This window comes from Nocardioides albertanoniae (assembly GCF_006716315.1).
In the GTDB taxonomy this organism is placed as follows: Bacteria; Actinomycetota; Actinomycetes; order Propionibacteriales; family Nocardioidaceae; genus Nocardioides; species Nocardioides albertanoniae.
In genome coordinates this window covers 2,282,780-2,302,180 of the sequence record NZ_VFOV01000001.1, presented here as the reverse complement: position 1 = coordinate 2,302,180, position 19,401 = coordinate 2,282,780, and the positions used below count along the sequence as shown (strand labels likewise).

The following is a 19,401-nucleotide window of genomic DNA, read 5'->3' as shown; positions in this document are numbered from 1 at the left end:
CCTTTCATCCTGACCCCACAGGCCCGTGCATCCGGGCTCAGCGCGAGACGACGAGCACGCCGACGAGCATCCCGACGATCATGAACGGCCCGTACGCCAGAGGCTCGCGCATCGCCGACCGCGAGCCTCGCGCGAGCGCCCGGGCGACGCCCCAGACGCCGAAGATCACCAAGCCGGCCCAGAGCCCGAGCGCCAGCGCGTCCCATCCGAGACGGCCGAGGACCAGGCCGACCACAGCAGCCAGGCGTACGTCGCCGAAGCCCATCGCCCGCGGCGCCAACCGCCACAGCAGCCAGAACACGGAGCGGGCCAGGGCGAGCCCGACCACCGCGCGCAGCACCTCGGTCTCGCGCACCCACAGCCACTCCGCGCCGGCCAGCACCAGCCCGGCCGTGGTGGCCGCCAGGATCGGCATCTTGGGCAGCCGCTGCACCCGCCAGTCGACGTAGGCCAGCATGACCAGCACCGGAACCAGCGGTGCCAGGGCGATCATCAGCCGCGACGGCTCCACGCCCCAGGCGAGCAGGGCCGCGACGCCGGCAGAGACCGAGACCGCCAGCGGCACGAGCGGTGGCCACCCGGCGAGCTCGCGGTAGGAGGTCGCGGGCGGATCGGCCGGCTCGGGGAGCCGGCACAGGAAGGCAGGCAGCCCCGCGGCGAGCAGGCCGGCGACGGCCGCACTCACCAGCACGACCGCCGCAGGGCTCATGCCGGAGAGGGCTCCGTGATGCCCAGCGCCTTCTCCCCCGCCGCCCGCATCGCGGCCAGCGGCGCGGGGCGCCCGGTGAACAGCTCGAACTGCAGACCCGCCTGGTGCACGAGCAGGTCCAGGCCGCTGACCGCCACCCCGGAGGTGGCCTCCAGCAGCGGCGAGGGCCAGGGGTCGTAGACGACGTCGAAGACCACCGGAGCGCTCGCCCAGCGGGCCACGACCTCGGCGGTCTGCGCCTTGGCCGGGATCGTGGACACGACGGCGTCGACGCCGCCGGACACGGAGTCGGGCGCGGCCGAGTCCAGCGACAGCACCGAGACGATCGGCTTGCTCGGGTGGCGCGAGATCATCTCGATCGTCTCGCCCGCCGCGCCCGGGTTGCGGGCCAGCAGCGTGATCCGCGAGGCACCGAGCTCGGCCAGCGCGAGCCCGGTCGATGCTGCGGTCGCGCCCGCGCCCAGGATCACCCCGGAGGCACACGCGGCCTCGGCCCCCGCTCGCTCCCGGATCGCGGCGACCGCGCCGGGAAGGTCGGTGTTGTCGCCCACCCAGCCGTGCGAGGAGCGCACCAGCGTGTTGACCGCACCCACGAGCCGCGCCCGCGGCGAGACCGACCGCGCCAGCTCGAAGGCCTCGCGCTTGAGCGGCATCGTCACCGACAGGCCACGCCACCTGCTCGGCGGCCAGTCGCCACCGAGGCTCTCGACGTGCGAGGCCAGCGCCCCGGCAGCCACCCGGGTCGAGGTGTAGGACCACTCCGACATCTCCAGCTCGGCGTACGCCGCGCGGTGGAGCACCGGGGAGAGCGAGTGATCGATCGGATCACCCAGGACAGCACACTTCATCAGCAGGCCTCGGACTTCTTGCAGTAGGCCTCGTAGTCCGCCTTGTACTTCAAGAACTCGTCATGGGTCTTGGCGAACTTCGTCTTGCCGGTCTTGAGGTTGACCGTGACGTAGAAGAGCCAGTCGCCCTCGGCCGGCTTCAGCGCCGCCTCGATGGCCTCGTCACCGGGCGACCCGATCGGGGTCGGCGGGAGGCCGGACTTCCGTCGGGTGTCGTAGTCGGTGTCCTTGGCCAGCTCGGCCGGGGTGAGCGCGGTCGTGCCGGACTTGTTCACGCCGTAGGCGTTGGAGGCGTCGATCCCGAGGGTGCCGTTGGTCGCCCCGTCGTCGACCTTCGGGTCGAGCCGGTTGTAGATCACCCGGGCGATCTTGGGCATGTCCGTGCCCCTCCCCTCGGCCTGCACGAGCGAGGCCACGGTCATGATCTGCTCCGGTGTGCACGTCTTGCCATCGCCGCACTTGAGCTGCTTGGCGCGCGCCTCGATGTCGTTGTCGCCGAGCGCCTGCTCCCACCGGTCGACCATCATCGCGAGCATCTCGGTCGGCGTCGCGTCGGGCGGGAAGGCGTACGTCGCGGGGAAGAGATAACCCTCGACGTTGCCGCCCGCGTAGTCGGGCAGCCCGATGCCCTCGGTGTCCTCCGCGGCCTTCTTGAACTCCGCAGGCTTCTTGCCGGTCTTCTTCGCCAGGGCCTTGTAGATCGCCTTGGCGCGGGACCCCTCGGTGATGGTGAGGTTGACGGTGTCGATGTTGTCGGGGTTGGCGAGGATCTCGACGACGTCGGCCGACTTCATCTCCTTCTTCAACGGGTAGAAGCCGACCTGCACGCTGAGCCCTTCGGTGTTGGCGGCGTCGATGAAGGCGTCGACCGACTCCACCACACCCGCATCCTTCAGGTTGCGGCCGACCGCCGAGACCGAGTCACCCTGGTGCACCTCGAAGGAGACCGGGTCGGTGCCGGGTCCGGCATAGTCGGCCGGCGGGGCGACCTTGTCCTTGATGTAGTCGATCGCACGGTCGCCGGCGACGTAGACCCCACCGAGGATGACCGCCAGCGCCACCAGCACGGCGAGGCAGCCACCGAAGCGGCGCTTGCGCTTGGGGGGCTTGCCCTCGAAGTAGGGCTCCTGCTGCTCGGGAAAGCCGGGACCGCCGTCGAGGAAGCCGGGGTGCTGCTGATAGGCGGGTCCGCCGTAGTCGGATCGCCGGGGCGGCACCGCCTGGGCGTATCCGGGCGGAGGCGTGCCGAGACCGGGGTGCGGCGCGGCAGCACGGCCCGGTCGCGGCGGCGGACGCAGGCCAGGCTGCATGGGCGGCTGCTGGCCCGGCATCTGGCCCGGCATCGGCGGACGCTGCTGACCCTGCTGCTGGGGCGGCAGCTGCCGCGGGTCCTGCGCGCGAGACGGGTAACCGCGTGGGTCGCGGCCGTACGGCCCAGGGCGTGCCCCGGGCCCGGGACGACGAGGGTCGCGTGGGTTCGGGGTGTTGTACCTGTCACTCATGACCGACCTCAACGATCTCTCCAGGCGCGGCCCCCGAAGCGCGCTCACTGTCCAATGCGTGTTGCAGGATCACGACCGCCGCGGCCATGTCGACGACTGCTCGGCGGTCCTGTCCCTTGCGCCCCCGGTCACGGAGCATAGCCTCCGCAGAGACGGTGGTGAGTCGCTCGTCGATGAGCCGCACCGGCACCGGGGCCACCCGCCGCGCCAACGACGCGGCGAAGTCCCGGACCTTAGCAGTCGCCGGATTCTCGCCTCCCTTGAGGGAGCGGGGCAGCCCGACGACGATCTCGAGCATCGTCGACTCCTCACCGATCTCGGCGACGATCGCCTGCAGACGAGCGAGGTCACCGCGGCCCTTCTTGACCGTCTCGAGCGGCGTCGCCAGGAACCCCGTGGGGTCGCTCCTGGCGACGCCGATGCGAGCATCCCCCGGGTCGAGGCCGAGCCGGACGCCGTGGCGCATCAATCGCGCGCGACCAGCGTCGGGACCATGTCGAGCGCGGCGTCGATCTTGGTGACGTCGGTGCCGCCGCCCTGCGCGAAGTCGGGCTTGCCGCCGCCGCGTCCGCCGACCACGGGAGCGAGCTCCTTGATCAGGTCGCCGGCCTTGACCCCGGCCGTGATCCCGGCCGGGTTGACCGCGGCCACGACGGCCACCTTGTCGTCAGCGTCGCCGAAGAGGACGACCGCCGCCGGCGCCTCACCGAGCCGGGCGCGTACGTCCTGGGCGAGCGTGCGCGCGTCACCGCCGCCGACGCCCGGCACCCGCTGAGCGACCACCTTGACGCCGTTGACGTCGACCGCCGTGGCGGCGATCGAGCCACCGGAGGCGAGCAGCTGCGCCGTACGCGCCCGGGCGATCTCCTTCTCGGCGGCCTTGAGCCGCTCCATCATGTCGGCGACCCGCCCGACGACGTCGTCGGACTTGGTCTTGAGCAGCAGGTTGAGCTCGGAGACCACGTCGCGCTCGCGGGCCAGGTAGTTGAAGCCCTCCACGCCGGTGAACGCCTCGATGCGCCGATTGCCGGAGCCGACCGAGGCCTCCGAGGTGACCACGATCGTCCCGATCTGGGCCGAGTGGTCCACGTGGGTGCCACCGCACAGCTCGCGCGACCAGGGGCCGCCGATCTCGACGACGCGCACCTTGGAGTCGTCATAGGTCTCGCCGAAGAGCGCGATCGCACCCCACTCCTTGGCCTGCGGGAGGGTCATGTAGTCCCAGGCGACCGGCAGGTCGGCGCGCAGCGCGTTGTTGGAGACCTCTTCGATCTCGTGCATCTGCGCAGGCGTCAGACCCTTGGTCCAGCCGTAGTCGAGGCGCAGGTAGCCGGGGCGGTTGAACGAGCCCGACTGAAGCGCGGTCGGCCCGAGCACCTCGCGCAGCGCAGCGTGCACCACGTGGGTGCCGGAGTGGGCCTGGCGGGCGCCGGTGCGCCACTCGTGGTCGACCTGGGCGTGCACGAGGCCACCGCCGGCCGACCCGCTCGCGAACTCGCCGTCGACGACACGCACCTGGTGCACGACCAGGCCCTTGACCGGGCGCTGGACGTCGATGACCTCGAGCCGGCCGCCGTCGAACTCGATGATGCCGGCGTCGGCCGCCTGGCCACCGGACTCGGCGTAGAACGGGGTGCGGTCGAGGACGATCTCGCCGATCTCCTCGGGGCCGAGCACGTCGACCGGCTTGCCCTCCTTGAGGAGCGCGAGCGGCTTCGACTCGGTCTCGAGCGTGGTGTAGGCCTGCCAGTCGGTCGGCCCGTTGGTGTCGAGGATGCCGCGGTAGGCCGACAGGTCGGCGTGCTGGCCCTTCTTGGCGCGCGCGTCGGCCTTGGCCCGCTCGCGCTGCTCGCTCATCAGCCCACGGAACCCCGGCTCGTCGACCTCGAGGCCCGCCTCGGCGGCCATCTCGAGGGTCAGGTCGATCGGGAAGCCGTACGTGTCATGGAGCTGGAACGCCTTGTCACCGGTGAAGGTGGTCGATCCGCTCGACTTCACCTCGGTCGCGGCCAGGTCGAAGATCTGGGTGCCGGAGGCGAGCGTCTTGCGGAACGACTCCTCCTCGGCGTCGGCGACCCGCTTGATCCGGTCCCACCCGGTGTGGAGCTCGGTGTAGGTCTCCCCCATCTTGTCGCGGGAGATCGGCAGCAGCTCGGGCATGGCCGGGTCCTCGTAGCCGAGCAGGCGCATGTTGCGGATCGCGCGGCGCATCAGCCGGCGCAGCACGTAGCCACGGCCCTCGTTGCCCGGGGTCACCCCGTCGCCGATGAGCATCAGCGAGGAGCGCACGTGGTCGGCGACGACGCGGAAACGGACATCGTCCTCATAGGCAGCGCCGTACTTCTTGCCGGTCAGCTCCATGGCCTTCTCGATGACAGGGAAGACCACGTCGGTCTCGTACATGTTCGCCTTGCCCTGCATCAGATAGGCGACCCGCTCGAGCCCGAGGCCGGTGTCGATCGACTTCTGCGGCAGCGAACCGTCGATGTCGACGTCGTACTTGGACCGCGCCACCGCGACGTTGTCCTGCATGAAGACGAGGTTCCAGAACTCCAGGTAGCGGTCGCCCGCCTCCCAGTCACGGTCGGCGCCGAACTCCGGGCCCCGGTCGATCAGGATCTCCGAGCACGGGCCACCGGGTCCGGGCACGCCCATCGACCAGTAGTTCTCGCTCGGAGGGAGCCGCACGATGCGGTCGTCGGGCAGGCCGGTGATCGACTTCCACAGCGCGACCGCCTCGTCGTCACCGTCGAGCACGGAGGGGTAGAGGATCGACTCGTCGAACCCGAAGCCGCCGTCGGCGACCGACTTGGTGATCAGCTCCCAGGCGAGCGTGATCGCGCCCTCCTTGAAGTAGTTACCGAAGGAGAAGTTGCCGCACATCTCGAAGAACGTGCCGTGGCGGGTGGTCTTGCCGACCTCCTCGATGTCGGGCGTACGGATGCACTTCTGCACCGAGGTCGCCCGGTCGTAGGGCGGCGTGGCCTGACCGAGGAAGTAGGGCTTGAAGGGCACCATGCCTGCGTTGACGAAGAGCAGGTTGGGGTCGTCGAGCAGCAGCGATGCCGAGGGCACCACCGTGTGCTGGCCGACCTCGGTGTTCTCGGCGAAATGCGCCGTAAAGCGGCGGCGGATCTCCGCCGTGCTCAACCACTCCATCAGGGGGTACTACCTTCCGTGTTCTGCTTCGGGTCCTCGGTTGGCCCGTTCAGTCCAAGTCTGTGCTGCTCGGCGCCGGCGGCGCCAATCTGTTTCTGCGGATCGGCCATGGCCCCGATCCACTCCCGGAGCTCGACCTCTTTCTCGGCCTTTCCGATGGCCAGCTCGTCGCGGAAGATCCGCGCGCCCACGCCGAGCGCCTGGGCGCGGTCGCGCAGCCCGTCGGCGGTGAACGCCTCTGCTGCCCTGCGCCCTCGCACCATCGCGTAGATGCCGGCGCCGGCGCCGGCCACGAACCAGATCGCGCCCCTCATGCGGAGTCCTCCATACGTACGTCTCGATCGTCGTCGGCCATCGCGGCCCGTTGTCTGGCCCGGTGCTCGCGCAGCGCTTCGCGCATCTCGGACTTGCGGTCCTTGCGGGAGCGCTTGACCTCGCGGTGCATCTCGTAGCGGATCTTGAACCGCACCTCGGGCGAGAGCGCCCGGCGTACGCCATGGACCAGCGCCGCGCTGTGCACCAGCGTCTCGCGGAACACGGCATCGGCGAAGGCGGGTGCGGTCAGCGTGCGCTGCGGCACCTGCTCGACCTCGGCCTGATCGCCGTCCTCCCCGAGGGAGGTGATCACGTATTCCTTCTCCTCACGCCGCCGCCTGCGGGGTGAGATCTGCCCGGGCTCTGGCTCGGTGAGCCGCTTCTCCAGCGCCTCGAGCCGCTCGCGCAGCTCCGCCTCGCTGGCCTCGGCCTCCACGAGCTGCCGCCTGGCCCGCCTGCGCGCGCCCACGACCAGCAGCCCGACCAGCAGCACCAGGAGTAGGACCACTCCCGCCGCGGCTCCCAGGACCCATGCAGGCAAGCTCACCGAGTTCATCGCCCCAAACCTTATAGCCCCACGCAGGCAACCCCGCGCACGGCAACGCCCACACCCGTCGAGTCGGCTCGTCCTGACCACATTCAGCGCCGAGTCGGCTCGTTAGAACGAGCCGACTCGGCGCAATTTCGTGTCAGGACGAGCCGACTCGGCCCGGGTTTGTGTCAGAACGAGACGACTCGGCGGATCAGGTGCCGCGGACGATGCCGCGCACCTTCTCCCAGCGCTCCTTGATCGAGGCCTCGGCACCGTGGGTGGTGGGCTGGTAGTAGGCCGCGTCGGCGACGGCGTCGGGAGCGTACTGCTGGGTCGCGATGCCGAACGGCTCGTCGTGGGCGTACTTGTACGTCGAGCCGTGCCCGATCTTCTTGGCGCCTTCGTAGTGGGCGTCGCGCAGGTGCGGGGGCACGTTGCCGATCTTGCCGGCGGTGACGTCGGCGCGGGCCGCGAAGATGGCGGTGGTGACGGCGTTCGACTTGGGGGCCACGGCGAGCGCGATCGTGGCGTGGGCGAGGGTGAGCTGGGCCTCGGGCATGCCGATGAGCTGCACGGTCTGCGCCGCGGCGACGGCCGTCTGCAGGGCCGTCGAGTCGGCCAGGCCGATGTCTTCGGAGGCGAGGATCATCAGTCGGCGAGCGATGAACCGCGGGTCCTCCCCCGCCTCGATCATCCGCGCCAGATAGTGCAGCGCCGCGTCGGCGTCCGAGCCGCGCACCGACTTGATGAACGCGCTGACCACGTCGTAGTGCTGGTCGCCCTGCCGGTCGTAGCGCACCGCCGCCTGGTCGACGGCCCGCTCGGCCGCCTCCAGAGTGATCTCCCCTCCTGAGGCCGCCCCCGCGGCCGCCTCCAGGTAGGTCAGCGACCTGCGTGCGTCGCCACCGGCCAGGCGTACGAGGTGGTCGAGAGCGTCCTCGGAGATCGTCACCTCGCCACCGAGGCCACGCTCGTCCTCGAGAGCCGAACCGAGCACGCCGCGGATGTCGTCGTCGGTCAGCGACTCCAGCCGCAGCAGCAGCGAGCGCGAGAGCAACGGCGAGATGACCGAGAAGAACGGGTTCTCCGTGGTGGCTGCGACGAGCGTGACCCAGCGGTTCTCCACGCCCGGCAGCAGCGCGTCCTGCTGCGCCTTGCTGAAACGGTGCACCTCGTCGACGAAGAGCACGGTCTCCTTGCCGGTCGCGACGAGCTCGGCCCGGGCTGCGTCGATCGCAGCCCGCACCTCCTTGACCCCGGCCGAGACGGCGGAGACCTCCACGAAGCGCCGGTCGGTGGAGCGGCTCACGATCGAGGCGATCGTCGTCTTGCCGGTGCCCGGCGGCCCCCAGAGCAGCAGCGAGAGCGACTGACCGCCCTCCACGACCTGGTGCAGCGGCGACCCCGACTCCTTGAGCGAGCTCTGCCCGACGAGCTCGTCGAGCGTACGCGGCCGCATCCGCACCGCCAGCGGCGCAGCCGCGTGGTCGCTGTGGCTCAGCGACCCGCCGCGCGTGGCGCCGGAGCCGGTCCCCATCTCAAACAACCCATCCACACCGCCACCCTATTCGGCGGCGCCGACACCGCGTTCAGGAGATGCGTACGCGGGGATCGAGGACGCTGTAGAAGAGGTCGACGAGGAGGTTGGTGATCACGATGATCAGGGCCGAGATCAGGGTCGTAGCCTCGATGACGGGCAGGTCGCTCTGGCTGACCGCGTTGAGCGCCCGGAGACCGAGCCCGGGGATGCCGAAGATCAGTTCGGTGAAGATCGTGCCGGTCAGCAGAGCGCCGAAGTCGATGCCGAAGATGGTCACGATCGGCACCACCGCCGCTCGCAGAGCGTGCTTGTTGACGATCTTGCGCTCGTGGAGACCCTTGGCCCTCGCGGTGCGCACGTAGTCCTCGTTGAAAGCCTCGATCATCGACCCTCGTGTGAACCGCGCGTACTTGGAGGAGTTGACCAGCCCGAGCGCGAGCCAGGGCAGCAGCAGCCCCCAGGCCCACTTCAGCGGAGAGTCGATCAGAGAGTGATACCCCTCCTGCGGGAAGATCCCGGCGCCGACCGCGAGATAGAGGAACGCGAGCAGCACGAAGAGGTAGTAGGGGATCGACTCGATGACGAGAGTGGCGCCGATGACGGCCTTGTCGGCAGAGGTACCCCTGCGTCTGGCCGCGAACATCCCTATCGGGACCCCGATGAGCAGGATGGTGACGCCCGCCCCGAGCGCGACGGAGACCGTCGGCGCGACGCGGTCCTTGATGTCGTCCCAGACGTTGACCCGATAGATGAAGCTCACCCCGAAGCACGGGGCCTGGCAGTCATAGGCCTCCGAGCCGAAGGCGATCTGACGTCCGTTGACGATCCCCGACATGTATTCGCCGTACTGAACATAGATCGGCGCTTCGAGGTTGAGCGCCTCCCGGATCGCGTCCTGCCGCTCGGCGGTGCACTTCGGCTCCGGACACATCGCGTCCGCGGGGTCGCTAGGACCGTAGGTGAAGAGAGCCACCACCGCCACCGAGATCACGAACAGCACCAGCAGCGCTGAGATCAACCGGCGTACGACGAAACCGATCATGGGTGGAGGTCTCTCTTCCTGGAGGGTGGTTCACGGGCCGAGGCCCCGGCGGGTGCGACCGGCCGGCGTGGGGGGCGTGGGGGCGCCCACGCCGGCCGGTCAGCTCACTTGAGATACATGATGGAGAAGCTCGGCATACCGCTCACCGGGTTGTTGACGACCCCACCGACGTCGGAGCCCTTGATGAAGGCGTTCCCGTCGTAGCCGGCGTTGATCTCGACCATGTAGTTCTCCTGCATCCACTTGTCGAACTCGCCCCAGGCGCCCGGCACCTTGTCCGGGTCCATCTTCAAGATCTCGTCCTGCTTGGCGTCGGCGTCGGCCTGCTTGAAGTTGGTCGGGTTCGGCATGCCTGCCTTGTTGGCGTTCGAGCCGATCCACTGCGCCGGGAACCAGGAGCCGCCCGAGGGCCAGTCGGAGCACCAGCCGCCGTAGCGCATGTTGATCGGCGCGTCCCGGTTGCTCTCGTCGTCGCGGTAGGTCTCGTCGGTCGAGGCGACCGGGGTGGCCTTGAACCCGGCGGCCTCGAAGCCCTTGACCATCTGGTCCTTCTTGGCCACCGAGCGCTCGTCGTCACGCTGGTAGTGCCACTTGAGCTCGAAGCCCTCGGCACCGGCCTCCTTCAGCAGCGCCTTGGCCTTCTCGGGGTCGGTGGTCTGGCCGTCCTGACCCTTCGGGTACTGGTACTCCACCCGGCCAGCGGTGCCCGGGGGCAGAAGTGAGGTGCCGGGCTCGATGGTGACGCCGACGATCTCGCCGGACGCCTTCCAAGCGGCCTGGTAGGGATAGGCCCAGCTGATCGCCTCACGGACACGCTTGTCCTTGATCTTGTTCTGGTCCGGGCGATACATGTAGGTGCACGGAGAGGTGCCCTCGATCAGATTCTCCGGCGCCTTCTCCTTGATGGCCTTGTACGTCGGCGGGGTGACGTCGTCGTAGCCCATCATCGATCGGGCCGAGCCCTTGTCGCCGAGGATCTGGTTCTCGATCTTGGCCGTGTCCTGGGCGAACTTGAAGTCGAAGCCGTCAGCTGCCTGGATGCGACCGGGATCGGTGTCGGCATCCCACTGGTCGTTCTTGACCAGCGTGAGCGACGTGCCGGGCTTGTAGGACTCGAACTTGTAGGGCCCCGTCGCCACCGGGTGGCTCTCGTAGGCCAGCGGGTCCTTGTCCTTGGCCTTCGGGATCGGGGAGAAGACCGGGAACGACGCGTAGTAGTCGAGCTCGGGGAACGGCTTGGCCAGATGGATGACGACCTTGTTGCCGTCGGCCTCGACGCCGTCGTAGTCCTCGCCGCCGTACCAGCCGGCCTTGGGGTCGTAGTCGGCGAGCTTCTTCAGCTCCGCGTCGGTGTCGGCGAAGGGCCCCTTGTACTTGTCGCCGTCCTTGAAGAATGTCGTCTGGTAGGTGGGCCCGTCGGTCAAGGTGTCCGTGGCGAAGGAGCGCTTGATGCCGTAGACGACATCCTCCGCGGTGACCGCGGAACCGTCCTCGTACTTGATCCCGTCCTTGAGGGTGAAGGTCCAGGTCAGACCGTCCTCGGAGACGTGACCGAGGTCGGTGGCGAGGTCAGGGACGAGGATCGAGTCGTCGGTCTTCTTGTCGTAGACGTACTGCGTCAGCGAGCGGGTCACCAACCCCGACATGATCGCGAGGGAGTCGGAGTAGTAGGTGCGGGTCGGGTCGACGGTCGAGGGCGCATTGTTGGTGACGACCGAGATCGTGCCGCCCTCCTTGGCGTCCTTCGGCATCGCCATCGGGCCTTCGGCCTTGGCATCCTTGCCGGCGCCGGCGCCACCACCGGACTTGAACTCACCGGTCGAGTCCTGACCGCCGCCACCCCCTCCCCCACACGCAGCGGTGAGTGTCAGCGCAGCGATCGCGCTGGCGGCGATCACTGTTCTCTTGATTCTCATCGTAGGTCTCCACCTTCCATGGTTGATGCCACTCACCGGCGACGTGCTCACCGGAAAGACTTGGGGTCGAAGGCGTCGCGGATGGCGTCTCCGAGCAGATTGAGCGCGAAGACCAGGACCACGATCCCGACGATCGGCGCATAGAGGAACAAGGGGTATTCGTCGAACCAGTTCTGGGCGCGAAGGATCGTCTGCCCCCACGACGGGCGACCGGTGACACCGACACCGAGGTAGGCCAAGGTCGCCTCCGCCGCGATGACGGCGGGCAGGCTCAGCGAGAACGAGACCACGATCGGGGCGACCAGGTTGGGCAGCAGCTCCTTGAACAGGATGCGGTGGGTGGGCATCCCGAGCACATGGGCGGCCTCGATGAACTCCCGCTCGCGCAGCGAGACCACTTCGCCGCGGATCAACCGGGCCAGCCCCATCCAGCCGAAGATCGAGAGGATCACGATCAGCGTGATCAGCGAGGCGCTGTCGAGCATCGCCGGCTTCTCCTTCCAACGCTCCACGAGCATCGGGGAGACGGCGATGGCCACCAGCAGGAACGGCAGGGTGAGGAAGAGGTCGGTCACGAAGGTGACCACCCGGTCACCCCAGCCCCGGCTGTAGCCCGCGATCAGGCCGAGCACCACGCCGACGACGGTCGAGACGATCGTGGCGATGGTGGCGACGATCAGGGACGTACGAGCGCCGTAGAACCACTCGGCGAGCAGGTCGTTGCCGGAGTTCGGCTCGAGGCCGAGTGGCGCCTGCCAGGTGAACCCGTAGTTGGGCGGGCCGATCACCGGGTAGTTGAAGGAGTCCGTGTCGGTGACCGGGTCACCGGCGCGCACCTCGACGCCGAAGAGCCGGCACAGCAGCGGCGCGAAGACGGCGATCAGCACGTAGACCAGCACGATGCCGGCACAGAGCAGCGCGACCTTGTCGGAGAGCAGCCGGTCCATCGCGATCCGCATCGGCGAACGGCCCGCGATCTCGTCGTTACCCGGCTCCGGGTCGACCTCAGGGTCAGGGCCCTGGATCAACACTTCGGACACAGTCATATGTTCGGTCTCTCCGTTCGGCGTCGGGACACGTGTCGGCCCCAGACCTGACCACCAGGCGCAGTCCCGAACCAGCGCGCTGCCACAAGTTATGCCAACTTCTGGCCCGCCGGACAGCCGTACAGATAACGGTTCGATACCGACAGTGATCTGTGACACACACGAAACAAAGACGGCCCGCAGCCAATGGCTGCGAGCCGTCTTACGTCATCTCGCTGTGACACCGGAGATCTTCAGGCTCCGGTCACCGGATCCTCGACCCGGTCGAGGCCTCCCTCACGCCCGACCCCGCGAGTTGTTCGCCAGGTCGTACCAGGTCTCGGCGTAGCTCGGACCGGCGCCCGGGATCTCCGCGGGGCTGGCGCCGGCGTCCGGCGCACCGAACTCGTCGACACCGAGCAGCGGCGCCGTGATCGGCTTCTCGGGGTGCTGGTGGATCTCACCCGGGAAGTGGCAGGCCACCTTGTGCTTCTTGCCGATCTGCAGCAACGGCGGCTCGACCACGGAGCAGATGTCCTTGGCGATGGCGCAGCGGGTGCGGAAGTGGCAGCCGGAGGGCGGGTTGATCGGTGAAGGTACGTCGCCCTCCAGCCGGATTCGCTCACGACGGCCGCCGATGGCGGCCTGCTTCACGTCGGGCACGGCGGAGAGCAGTGCCTGGGTGTAGGGGTGGTGAGCGTGCTCGTAGATCGACTCGCGGTCACCGATCTCCACGATCTTGCCGAGGTACATCACCGCGACCTCGGGGCAGAAGTGGCGCACGATGGCCAGGTCGTGAGCGATGAACAGGAAGGAGATGTCGAACTCCTTCTGCAGGTCCTGCAGAAGGTTGATCACCTGGGCCTGGATCGAGACGTCGAGCGCGGAGACCGGCTCGTCGGCGACGAGGAGCTTCGGCTGCAGGGTCAGCGCCCGGGCGATGCCGATGCGCTGACGCTGACCGCCGGAGAACTCGTGCGGGTAGCGGTTGTAGTGCTCGGGGTTGAGGCCGACGATCTCGAGCAGCTCCTGGACCCTGTTGAGCACCTTGCTCTTCGGCACCATGTTGTGGATGCGAAGCGGGGCGCCGATGATCGAGCCCACCGTGTGACGCGGGTTCAACGAGGTCGACGGGTCCTGGAAGATCATCTGGATCTCGCGACGCATCGGGTGCAGCTTGCGACCCGAGTAGTTGGCGATGTCGGTGCCCTCGAAGTCGATCTTGCCCTCGGTGGGCTTGTAGAGCCGCGTGACCATCCGGCCCGTGGTCGACTTGCCGCAGCCGGACTCACCGACCAGCCCGAGCGCGGTGCCCTTGGGCACCTCGAAGGAGACTCCGTCAACAGCCTTGACGTGGCCGACCGTACGCCGGATCACACCACTGCCCTTGACCGGGAAGTGCATCTTCAGGTTCTCGACCGACAGCACCGGCTGGGTGCTCTCCCCCGCCGTCTTGGCCACGGGAGCCGTCGTCGTGTCGCTCATCAGTCCTCCACCAGGTCAGGGGCGATCTCGGGCAGGATCTCTGCCTCGTAGACCTCGTCGGCGTTCTTGATGTGGCACCGCTTGACGTGGTTGCCACCGCTGTTGGCCGGCGTGAGCTCGGGCAGCGTGGTCTTGCACAGGTCGCCACCGACCTTCGCGACGTGGTCGCACCGCGGCTCGAACGCGCATCCCGGCGGCGGGGTGAGCAGCGAGGGCGGGTTGCCCCGGATCGGGATCAGCTTGGCCTCGGTCGACGCGGTCAGATCCGGCACGCTGGAGAGCAGACCCCAGGTGTAGGGCATCTCCGGGTTGGTGAGGATCTCCTTGCCCGGGCCGTACTCCACCGCGCGGCCGGCGTACATCACGAGCACGTCGTCGGCCATCTCGGCCACGACGCCGAGGTCGTGGGTGATGATGATGATCGCGGCGTCGAAGTCGCGCTGCAGGTCTTGGAGCAGGTCGAGGATCTGCGCCTGGACCGTGACGTCGAGCGCGGTCGTCGGCTCGTCGGCGATGAGCAGGCTGGGGTTGTTGATCAACCCCATCGCGATCATCGCGCGCTGACGCATACCGCCGGAGAACTGGTGGGGGTAGTCGTCGACGCGACGGTCGGGCTGCGGGATGCCGACGCGGTCGAGCATCTCGATGGCGCGCTTGCGCGCCTCCTTCTTGGTCACGTTGTTGTGGACCTGGTAGGCCTCCATGATCTGGTTGCCCACCGTGTAGTAGGGGTGCATCGCGGAGAGCGGGTCCTGGAAGATCATTGCCACGTCGCGACCGCGACGCTTGCGCATCTCCTCGTTGCTCACCTTGAGCAGGTCGACACCCTCGAGCAGGATCTCGCCCTCGAGCTTGGCGTTGGTGCCTCGGTGCAGCCCCATGATCGCCGACCTGGAGACCGACTTGCCCGACCCGGACTCGCCGACGATGCCGAGCGTCTTGCCCCGGTCGAGGTCGAAGGAGAGACCGTCGGTCGCCTTGACGATGCCGTCGGAGGTCGTGAAGTGGACCTTCAGGTCCCGCACCGAGAGGAACGCGCCATCGTTGGCCGGCTTCTTCTCGGGCGTCTTGGAAAGGTCAGTCATTGGATCAGATCCCTCCTCTAGGCGACGCGCACGCGCGGGTCGATGAAGGCGTACAGGATGTCGACGATGATGTTGGCGACGATCACCAGCGCGCCGAGGAGAAGCACCAGCCCGACCACGGTGGGCAGGTCGTAGTTGGTGTTGGCGGTGACCGCCAGCTTGCCGAGGCCGTAGTAGTTGAAGACGCTCTCGGTGATGATCGCGCCACCCATGACAGCGGCGAAGTCGAGACCCGCCATGGTGACCAGCGGGGTCAGCGCCGCACGGAGGCCGTGCTTGAACAGCACCTTGGGACCCTTGAGCCCCTTCGATCTCGCGGTGCGGATGTAGTCCTCGCTCATCGACTCGAGCACGAAGGCTCGGGTCATGCGTACGTAGCCGGCCATGTAGACGACCGCCAGCGTGAATCCGGGCAGCAGGAGCTGCACGAACCACTGCCCGATCCCGCCTTCCGCGATCGGTATGTATCCCGGTGAGGGGAAGATCCCCCATTGGATGGCGACCCAGTTGATCAGGAGCGTGCCCACGAAGAACGTCGGGAACGCATAGAGAAGCAGGGTGGATCCGACGACGGCACGATCGATGATCGTGCCCTTCGTGACCGCCGCGAACACCCCGAAGAGGATGCCGAACAACACCCAGATGACGATCGCCACCCCGGCGATCGAGATCGAGATCGGTGCCGCTTCGGCGATCTCCTCGTTGACCGTCATCTGGTTGGTCTGGGAGTAGCCCAGGCACGGCGCAGGGCACTGGGTGACCTGGTCGGGGGCAGCCTCGCGCAGCCCTTCGTTGAGCGGGAACTCACGCCCGACGACGGTGCCCTTGAGGAACCCGCCCCACTGATTGACGGTCGCGACGGCCTTCTCGGGAGCGGACAGGTTCGGGTCGGGGAAGCCGAGCGCCTTCCGGGTCTCCGCAATACGGTCGGCGGGGCAGTTCCTGCCGCAGGCGAACTGGGCCGGATCGACCGGGTTCGCGAAGAACAGCGTGAAGACGACCAGGCTCATCGCGATGAGCATCAGGACGCCGACGATGACGCGGCGGATGATATAGGCGACCATCGTTGGGTCTCACCTTACGTTCAGGTCGGCCGGGCGCATCGCGAGACGATGCCGTCCGGGGGGGATACCAGGGGTGTCGAGAGGCGGGGCTCGTGAGGAGCCCCGCCTCTCACGCTGGATCGGCCCGAGCCGAACCCAGCAGTGTCATGCGGAACTGAGTGGCTCAGTCCTCGACATCGATGCTGCCGAGCTCCGCGAAGGAGCTGGAAGCCTCGGAGGTGGTGAAGTTCTTCACCTTCGAGCCGACCACCCAGTTGAAGACCGAGATCTCCAGCGGGATGTAGGCAACGTCCTCGCCCAGCTTGGCGTCGGCCTGCTGGAGGAACTTGTTCTGCTCCTCGATCGTGGCCGACGAACCAGCCTGGTCGAACAGCTTGTCGACCTCGGGGTTGCTGTAGTTGCCGTAGTTCTGACCGTTGGTGTTCTTCTCGATCTGACGCGAGTCGAACAGCGCGGCCGTGACCGTCATGGCCGAGGGCCAGTCAGCACCCCAACCGCCCCACATCACGTCAGCCTTGTTGGACGGCTTCTGGATGTTGGAGTAGTAGACCTCACCCAGCGGGTCGAGGGTGACCTTGAAGCCGGCGGCCTCCCAGCCCTCCACCAGCGCGGCGGCCTGCTTGTCAGCGGTGTCGCTCTGCGGGTAGGAGAAGGTGATCGGGTACGGCGTCTTGGCACCTGCCTCGGCGAGCAGCTTCTTGGCAGCAGCCGGGTCGCCCTTGAGGTTGCGGTCCTTGTAGGCCGGGTTGGGCACGTAGCCACCGACAGCCGGGTTCACGATCGAGTCGGCCGGGATGTAGGCCTTCTCGCCACCACCGGCGGCGATCCAGGACTCTACGTTGGTCGCCATGGCCAGAGCCTTACGGACCTTCGGGTCCTTCATCTGGTTCTGGTTGGGCACCAGGTAGTCGACGTAGGGCGACTTCACCTGGGTGTAGCGGTCCTTGACACCGGCCTCCGACAGACGCGGGTAGAACTCCGGTGGCACCCGGCTCTGGCCAGGGATCGTGTACTGCGAGTCAGGGCTGTCGGCGAAGAGCTTCTCGTACTGGGTCGAGGCCTTCTCGCCGTACTTGAACTCGTACGTCTCCGGGAGCGCCTCGCGCACCTTCTTGTCGTCGGTCTCCGGGTCGTACTCGTCGTTACGGACCAGGGTGCCGCCCTTCTGGGCGTTCCACTCCTTCACCTTGTACGGACCGTTGGAGAAGATCTTGTCGTCGTTCTTCTCGCCCTTGTCGAAGGACTTCTTGTAGGGGTCCATCATGTGCAGCGAGGCGATCGCGAGCGGGAAGTCCGGCCACGGCGACTTGAAGTTGTAGGTGATGGTGTTGCCGTCGCAGGTGATCGCCTTGTCGAAGGCGGCCTGCTGCTCCGGCGTCGCGGTGTAGGGACCGGGGTACTCACCGTCGACGGCGAGCTTCTGGGTCAGGTAGAAGCCGGGACCACCGGTGAGGGTGTCAGCGGCGAAGTTGCGGGAAGCGCCGTAGGCGAAGTCCTCACAGGTGATGTCGGAGCCGTCCTCCCACTTCACGCCGTCCTTGATGGTGAACGACCACTTCTTGCCGCCGTCGCTCTTGGTGCCGGTGTCGGTCGCCAGGTCAGGGACCGGCGTGCCCGAGACCTTGGGGTCGGTCGAGCTCGGGTAGGCGACCAGCTGGCGGTAGACCAGTCGGGTCGTGTTCGCGATGACCGCCCCGACGTAGATCCGCTGCGGGTCCAGGTGATCGATCGGGTCTTCGTACGAGATGACCAAGCCCTTGCTGCTCGACCCACCGCCGTCCCCGCCGCCACAGGCAGCGAGGCCCAGCGAGAGGCCCAGCGCGCCCACGGCCGAAACCGCGACGAGCTTCGCTCGCTTGTTGAGCATTTCTTTCTCCTTGGTGTTGTCACCGCCAACTTCTGGCGGTGAGCGGTGCCCCCTGGCGGGGCACCGATCTCTGTTACGGAGCCCCGAGGCTCACCTGTCGCCCTTAGGATCAAGGGCGTCCCGCAATCCGTCCCCGAGAAGGTTGAACGAGATCACGATCGTCGCGATCAAGATGGCGGGCATGAAGAAGTAGAACGGGTCCGTCTGCGCGTACTTCAGGGAGTCGTAGAGCACGTTGCCCAGAGTCGGGGTGGGCGGCTTGACGCTGACCTGGAGGTAGCTCAGCGCCGCTTCGGCAGAGATGTAGGCCGGCATCATCAGGGTCACCAGCACCAGCAGCGGTGCCCACAGGTTCGGCAGGATCTCCTTGAAGTAGATCCGCGACCTGGAGGCGCCGAGCACGACCGCGGCCTCGACGAACTCGCGCTGCTTGATGGAGAGCACCTGGCCTCGCACCACTCGGGCCGTGCTGGTCCAACCGAAGATGGCCAGCACCACGGTGCAGTAGATCCCTTGCGCCAGCGGTCCGTTGGGAAGACCGGTCACCTGCTGGACGAGCTTGAGGCCGAGCGAGGAGAGCGCGAGGAGCATCAGGGTCGAGGGGAAGGAGAGGGTGAGGTCGGTGATGCGGCTGAGGATCGCGTCGACCCAGCCGCCGCTGAATCCGGCGATGATGCCGATCACGGCACCGATGATCACCGACAGCGTCGCGGCGACCAGGGCGATGATCAGCGAGAACGTGATGCCGTACCAGAACCGCGACATCGCGTCGCGGCCGGTGCCGGGCTCGACGCCCAACAGGTGGTCGCCGCTCGCGCCGCTCCAGCCGCCGACCGGGAGCGCGTTCGCGTCTAGCAGGTCCTGGTGGAACTTGAACGGGTCGAGCACACCCATCTTGACCAGGACGGGGGCGGCCACGGCGGCCAGGACCACCAGCACGACCACGATCAACGACGCCATCGTCAGCTTGTCCTTGCGAAGCCGCATCATCGCCAGCCTGAACGGCGACTTGCCGGCGATCGCCTTCGCCTCTCCGGGCGAAGTAGAAGGTGTCGACCCACCCGAGAGTTCTTCACCTTCGAACACGGTGGACGATTCGCTCATGGTTCCTCTGTCTAGTCGTCATTAGTGGGTGCCGCCGTCGCACGGCAGCGTCCGACCCACGAGGTCGACGGATGGAACTCTATGTGATCCCTCACTCGTGTTGGGTCCCGGAGCGGTAACGATCCGATTTCAACAAGTGATATGGCAGGTCCGAAGGGATTCTCGCGATTTCGGGCTGGACGCAAGAGTCTCCGGGACCGACGTACGG

The 19,401-nt window shown here is 67.7% G+C and carries 16 protein-coding genes; all 16 read right to left on the bottom strand.

What is annotated here, in order from left to right; translation table 11 throughout:
- Positions 1 to 37: 37 nt before the first annotated feature.
- The 16 genes from FB381_RS10925 to FB381_RS10850 all read right to left on the bottom strand — a co-directional run bounded on the left by FB381_RS10925 (position 38) and on the right by FB381_RS10850 (position 19,193).
- Complete coding sequence (locus FB381_RS10925) at positions 38 to 709, bottom strand: prepilin peptidase (protein ID WP_141780319.1); 672 nt, start codon at positions 707 to 709, stop codon at positions 38 to 40.
- The gene (locus FB381_RS10920) at positions 706 to 1,557 is read right to left on the bottom strand and encodes a shikimate dehydrogenase (protein WP_141780318.1); all 852 of its coding nucleotides are present in this window, start codon (positions 1,555 to 1,557) and stop codon (positions 706 to 708) included. The genes FB381_RS10925 and FB381_RS10920 overlap by 4 nt, the downstream gene beginning before the upstream one ends.
- The gene (gene mltG, locus FB381_RS10915) at positions 1,557 to 3,059 is read right to left on the bottom strand and encodes an endolytic transglycosylase MltG (RefSeq protein ID WP_246088060.1); all 1,503 of its coding nucleotides are present in this window, start codon (positions 3,057 to 3,059) and stop codon (positions 1,557 to 1,559) included. Before mltG ends, FB381_RS10920 begins: the two co-directional genes overlap by 1 nt.
- Positions 3,052 to 3,525, bottom strand: coding sequence for a Holliday junction resolvase RuvX (ruvX, locus tag FB381_RS10910; RefSeq protein ID WP_141780317.1), 474 nt, complete (start codon positions 3,523 to 3,525; stop codon positions 3,052 to 3,054). The genes mltG and ruvX overlap by 8 nt, the downstream gene beginning before the upstream one ends.
- Positions 3,525 to 6,218, bottom strand: a complete 2,694-nt coding sequence (gene alaS, locus FB381_RS10905) for an alanine--tRNA ligase (RefSeq protein WP_141780316.1) — start codon at positions 6,216 to 6,218, stop codon at positions 3,525 to 3,527. The genes ruvX and alaS overlap by 1 nt, the downstream gene beginning before the upstream one ends.
- Positions 6,218 to 6,532, bottom strand: a complete 315-nt coding sequence (locus tag FB381_RS24085) for a DUF6167 family protein (protein ID WP_211352388.1) — start codon at positions 6,530 to 6,532, stop codon at positions 6,218 to 6,220. Before FB381_RS24085 ends, alaS begins: the two co-directional genes overlap by 1 nt.
- The gene (locus tag FB381_RS10895) at positions 6,529 to 7,089 is read right to left on the bottom strand and encodes a hypothetical protein (protein WP_141780315.1); all 561 of its coding nucleotides are present in this window, start codon (positions 7,087 to 7,089) and stop codon (positions 6,529 to 6,531) included. The genes FB381_RS24085 and FB381_RS10895 overlap by 4 nt, the downstream gene beginning before the upstream one ends.
- Before the next feature lie 187 nt (positions 7,090 to 7,276).
- A complete protein-coding gene (locus tag FB381_RS10890) occupies positions 7,277 to 8,602 on the bottom strand; it encodes a replication-associated recombination protein A (RefSeq protein ID WP_141782707.1) in 1,326 nt (441 codons plus the stop codon).
- Between the two features lie 52 nt (positions 8,603 to 8,654).
- Positions 8,655 to 9,647, bottom strand: a complete 993-nt coding sequence (locus tag FB381_RS10885; protein ID WP_141780314.1) for an ABC transporter permease — start codon at positions 9,645 to 9,647, stop codon at positions 8,655 to 8,657.
- A gap of 104 nt (positions 9,648 to 9,751) precedes the next feature.
- The gene (locus FB381_RS10880) at positions 9,752 to 11,563 is read right to left on the bottom strand and encodes an ABC transporter substrate-binding protein (RefSeq protein ID WP_141780313.1); all 1,812 of its coding nucleotides are present in this window, start codon (positions 11,561 to 11,563) and stop codon (positions 9,752 to 9,754) included.
- A gap of 47 nt (positions 11,564 to 11,610) precedes the next feature.
- Positions 11,611 to 12,609 (bottom strand): ABC transporter permease, encoded by a 999-nt coding sequence (locus FB381_RS10875; protein WP_141780312.1) that lies wholly within the window; start codon positions 12,607 to 12,609, stop codon positions 11,611 to 11,613.
- 276 nt (positions 12,610 to 12,885) lie between these two features.
- Positions 12,886 to 14,073: an ABC transporter ATP-binding protein gene (locus tag FB381_RS10870; RefSeq protein ID WP_141780311.1), complete on the bottom strand. Its 1,188-nt coding sequence runs from the start codon at positions 14,071 to 14,073 to the stop codon at positions 12,886 to 12,888.
- Complete coding sequence (locus FB381_RS10865; RefSeq protein WP_141780310.1) at positions 14,073 to 15,158, bottom strand: ABC transporter ATP-binding protein; 1,086 nt, start codon at positions 15,156 to 15,158, stop codon at positions 14,073 to 14,075. The genes FB381_RS10870 and FB381_RS10865 overlap by 1 nt, the downstream gene beginning before the upstream one ends.
- A gap of 17 nt (positions 15,159 to 15,175) precedes the next feature.
- Positions 15,176 to 16,222 carry an ABC transporter permease gene (locus FB381_RS10860; protein ID WP_141780309.1) on the bottom strand — a complete coding sequence of 349 codons (1,047 nt, stop codon included), beginning with the start codon at positions 16,220 to 16,222 and terminating at the stop codon, positions 15,176 to 15,178.
- A 163-nt stretch (positions 16,223 to 16,385) separates the two neighbouring features.
- Positions 16,386 to 18,089 (bottom strand): ABC transporter substrate-binding protein, encoded by a 1,704-nt coding sequence (locus FB381_RS10855; protein WP_141780308.1) that lies wholly within the window; start codon positions 18,087 to 18,089, stop codon positions 16,386 to 16,388.
- A 90-nt stretch (positions 18,090 to 18,179) separates the two neighbouring features.
- Positions 18,180 to 19,193 (bottom strand): ABC transporter permease, encoded by a 1,014-nt coding sequence (locus FB381_RS10850; protein WP_141780307.1) that lies wholly within the window; start codon positions 19,191 to 19,193, stop codon positions 18,180 to 18,182.
- Positions 19,194 to 19,401: the final 208 nt, after the last annotated feature.

Excerpts from the sequence above, each read along its gene's own strand:
- FB381_RS10875 (WP_141780312.1), bottom strand. The coding sequence starts at position 12,609 with ATGACTGTGTCCGAAGTGTTGATCCAGGGCCCTGACCCTGAGGTCGAC.
- FB381_RS24085 (WP_211352388.1), bottom strand. The coding sequence starts at position 6,532 with ATGAGGGGCGCGATCTGGTTCGTGGCCGGCGCCGGCGCCGGCATCTAC.
- FB381_RS10865 (WP_141780310.1), bottom strand. The coding sequence starts at position 15,158 with ATGACTGACCTTTCCAAGACGCCCGAGAAGAAGCCGGCCAACGATGGC.
- alaS (WP_141780316.1), bottom strand. The coding sequence starts at position 6,218 with ATGGAGTGGTTGAGCACGGCGGAGATCCGCCGCCGCTTTACGGCGCAT.
- FB381_RS10925 (WP_141780319.1), bottom strand. The coding sequence starts at position 709 with ATGAGCCCTGCGGCGGTCGTGCTGGTGAGTGCGGCCGTCGCCGGCCTG.
- FB381_RS10870 (WP_141780311.1), bottom strand. The coding sequence starts at position 14,073 with ATGAGCGACACGACGACGGCTCCCGTGGCCAAGACGGCGGGGGAGAGC.
- FB381_RS10895 (WP_141780315.1), bottom strand. The coding sequence starts at position 7,089 with ATGAACTCGGTGAGCTTGCCTGCATGGGTCCTGGGAGCCGCGGCGGGA.
- FB381_RS10855 (WP_141780308.1), bottom strand. The coding sequence starts at position 18,089 with ATGCTCAACAAGCGAGCGAAGCTCGTCGCGGTTTCGGCCGTGGGCGCG.
- FB381_RS10885 (WP_141780314.1), bottom strand. The coding sequence starts at position 9,647 with ATGATCGGTTTCGTCGTACGCCGGTTGATCTCAGCGCTGCTGGTGCTG.
- FB381_RS10850 (WP_141780307.1), bottom strand. The coding sequence starts at position 19,193 with ATGAGCGAATCGTCCACCGTGTTCGAAGGTGAAGAACTCTCGGGTGGG.
- ruvX (WP_141780317.1), bottom strand. The coding sequence starts at position 3,525 with ATGCGCCACGGCGTCCGGCTCGGCCTCGACCCGGGGGATGCTCGCATC.
- FB381_RS10890 (WP_141782707.1), bottom strand. The coding sequence starts at position 8,602 with ATGGGGACCGGCTCCGGCGCCACGCGCGGCGGGTCGCTGAGCCACAGC.
- mltG (WP_246088060.1), bottom strand. The coding sequence starts at position 3,059 with ATGAGTGACAGGTACAACACCCCGAACCCACGCGACCCTCGTCGTCCC.
- FB381_RS10860 (WP_141780309.1), bottom strand. The coding sequence starts at position 16,222 with ATGGTCGCCTATATCATCCGCCGCGTCATCGTCGGCGTCCTGATGCTC.
- FB381_RS10920 (WP_141780318.1), bottom strand. The coding sequence starts at position 1,557 with ATGAAGTGTGCTGTCCTGGGTGATCCGATCGATCACTCGCTCTCCCCG.
- FB381_RS10880 (WP_141780313.1), bottom strand. The coding sequence starts at position 11,563 with ATGAGAATCAAGAGAACAGTGATCGCCGCCAGCGCGATCGCTGCGCTG.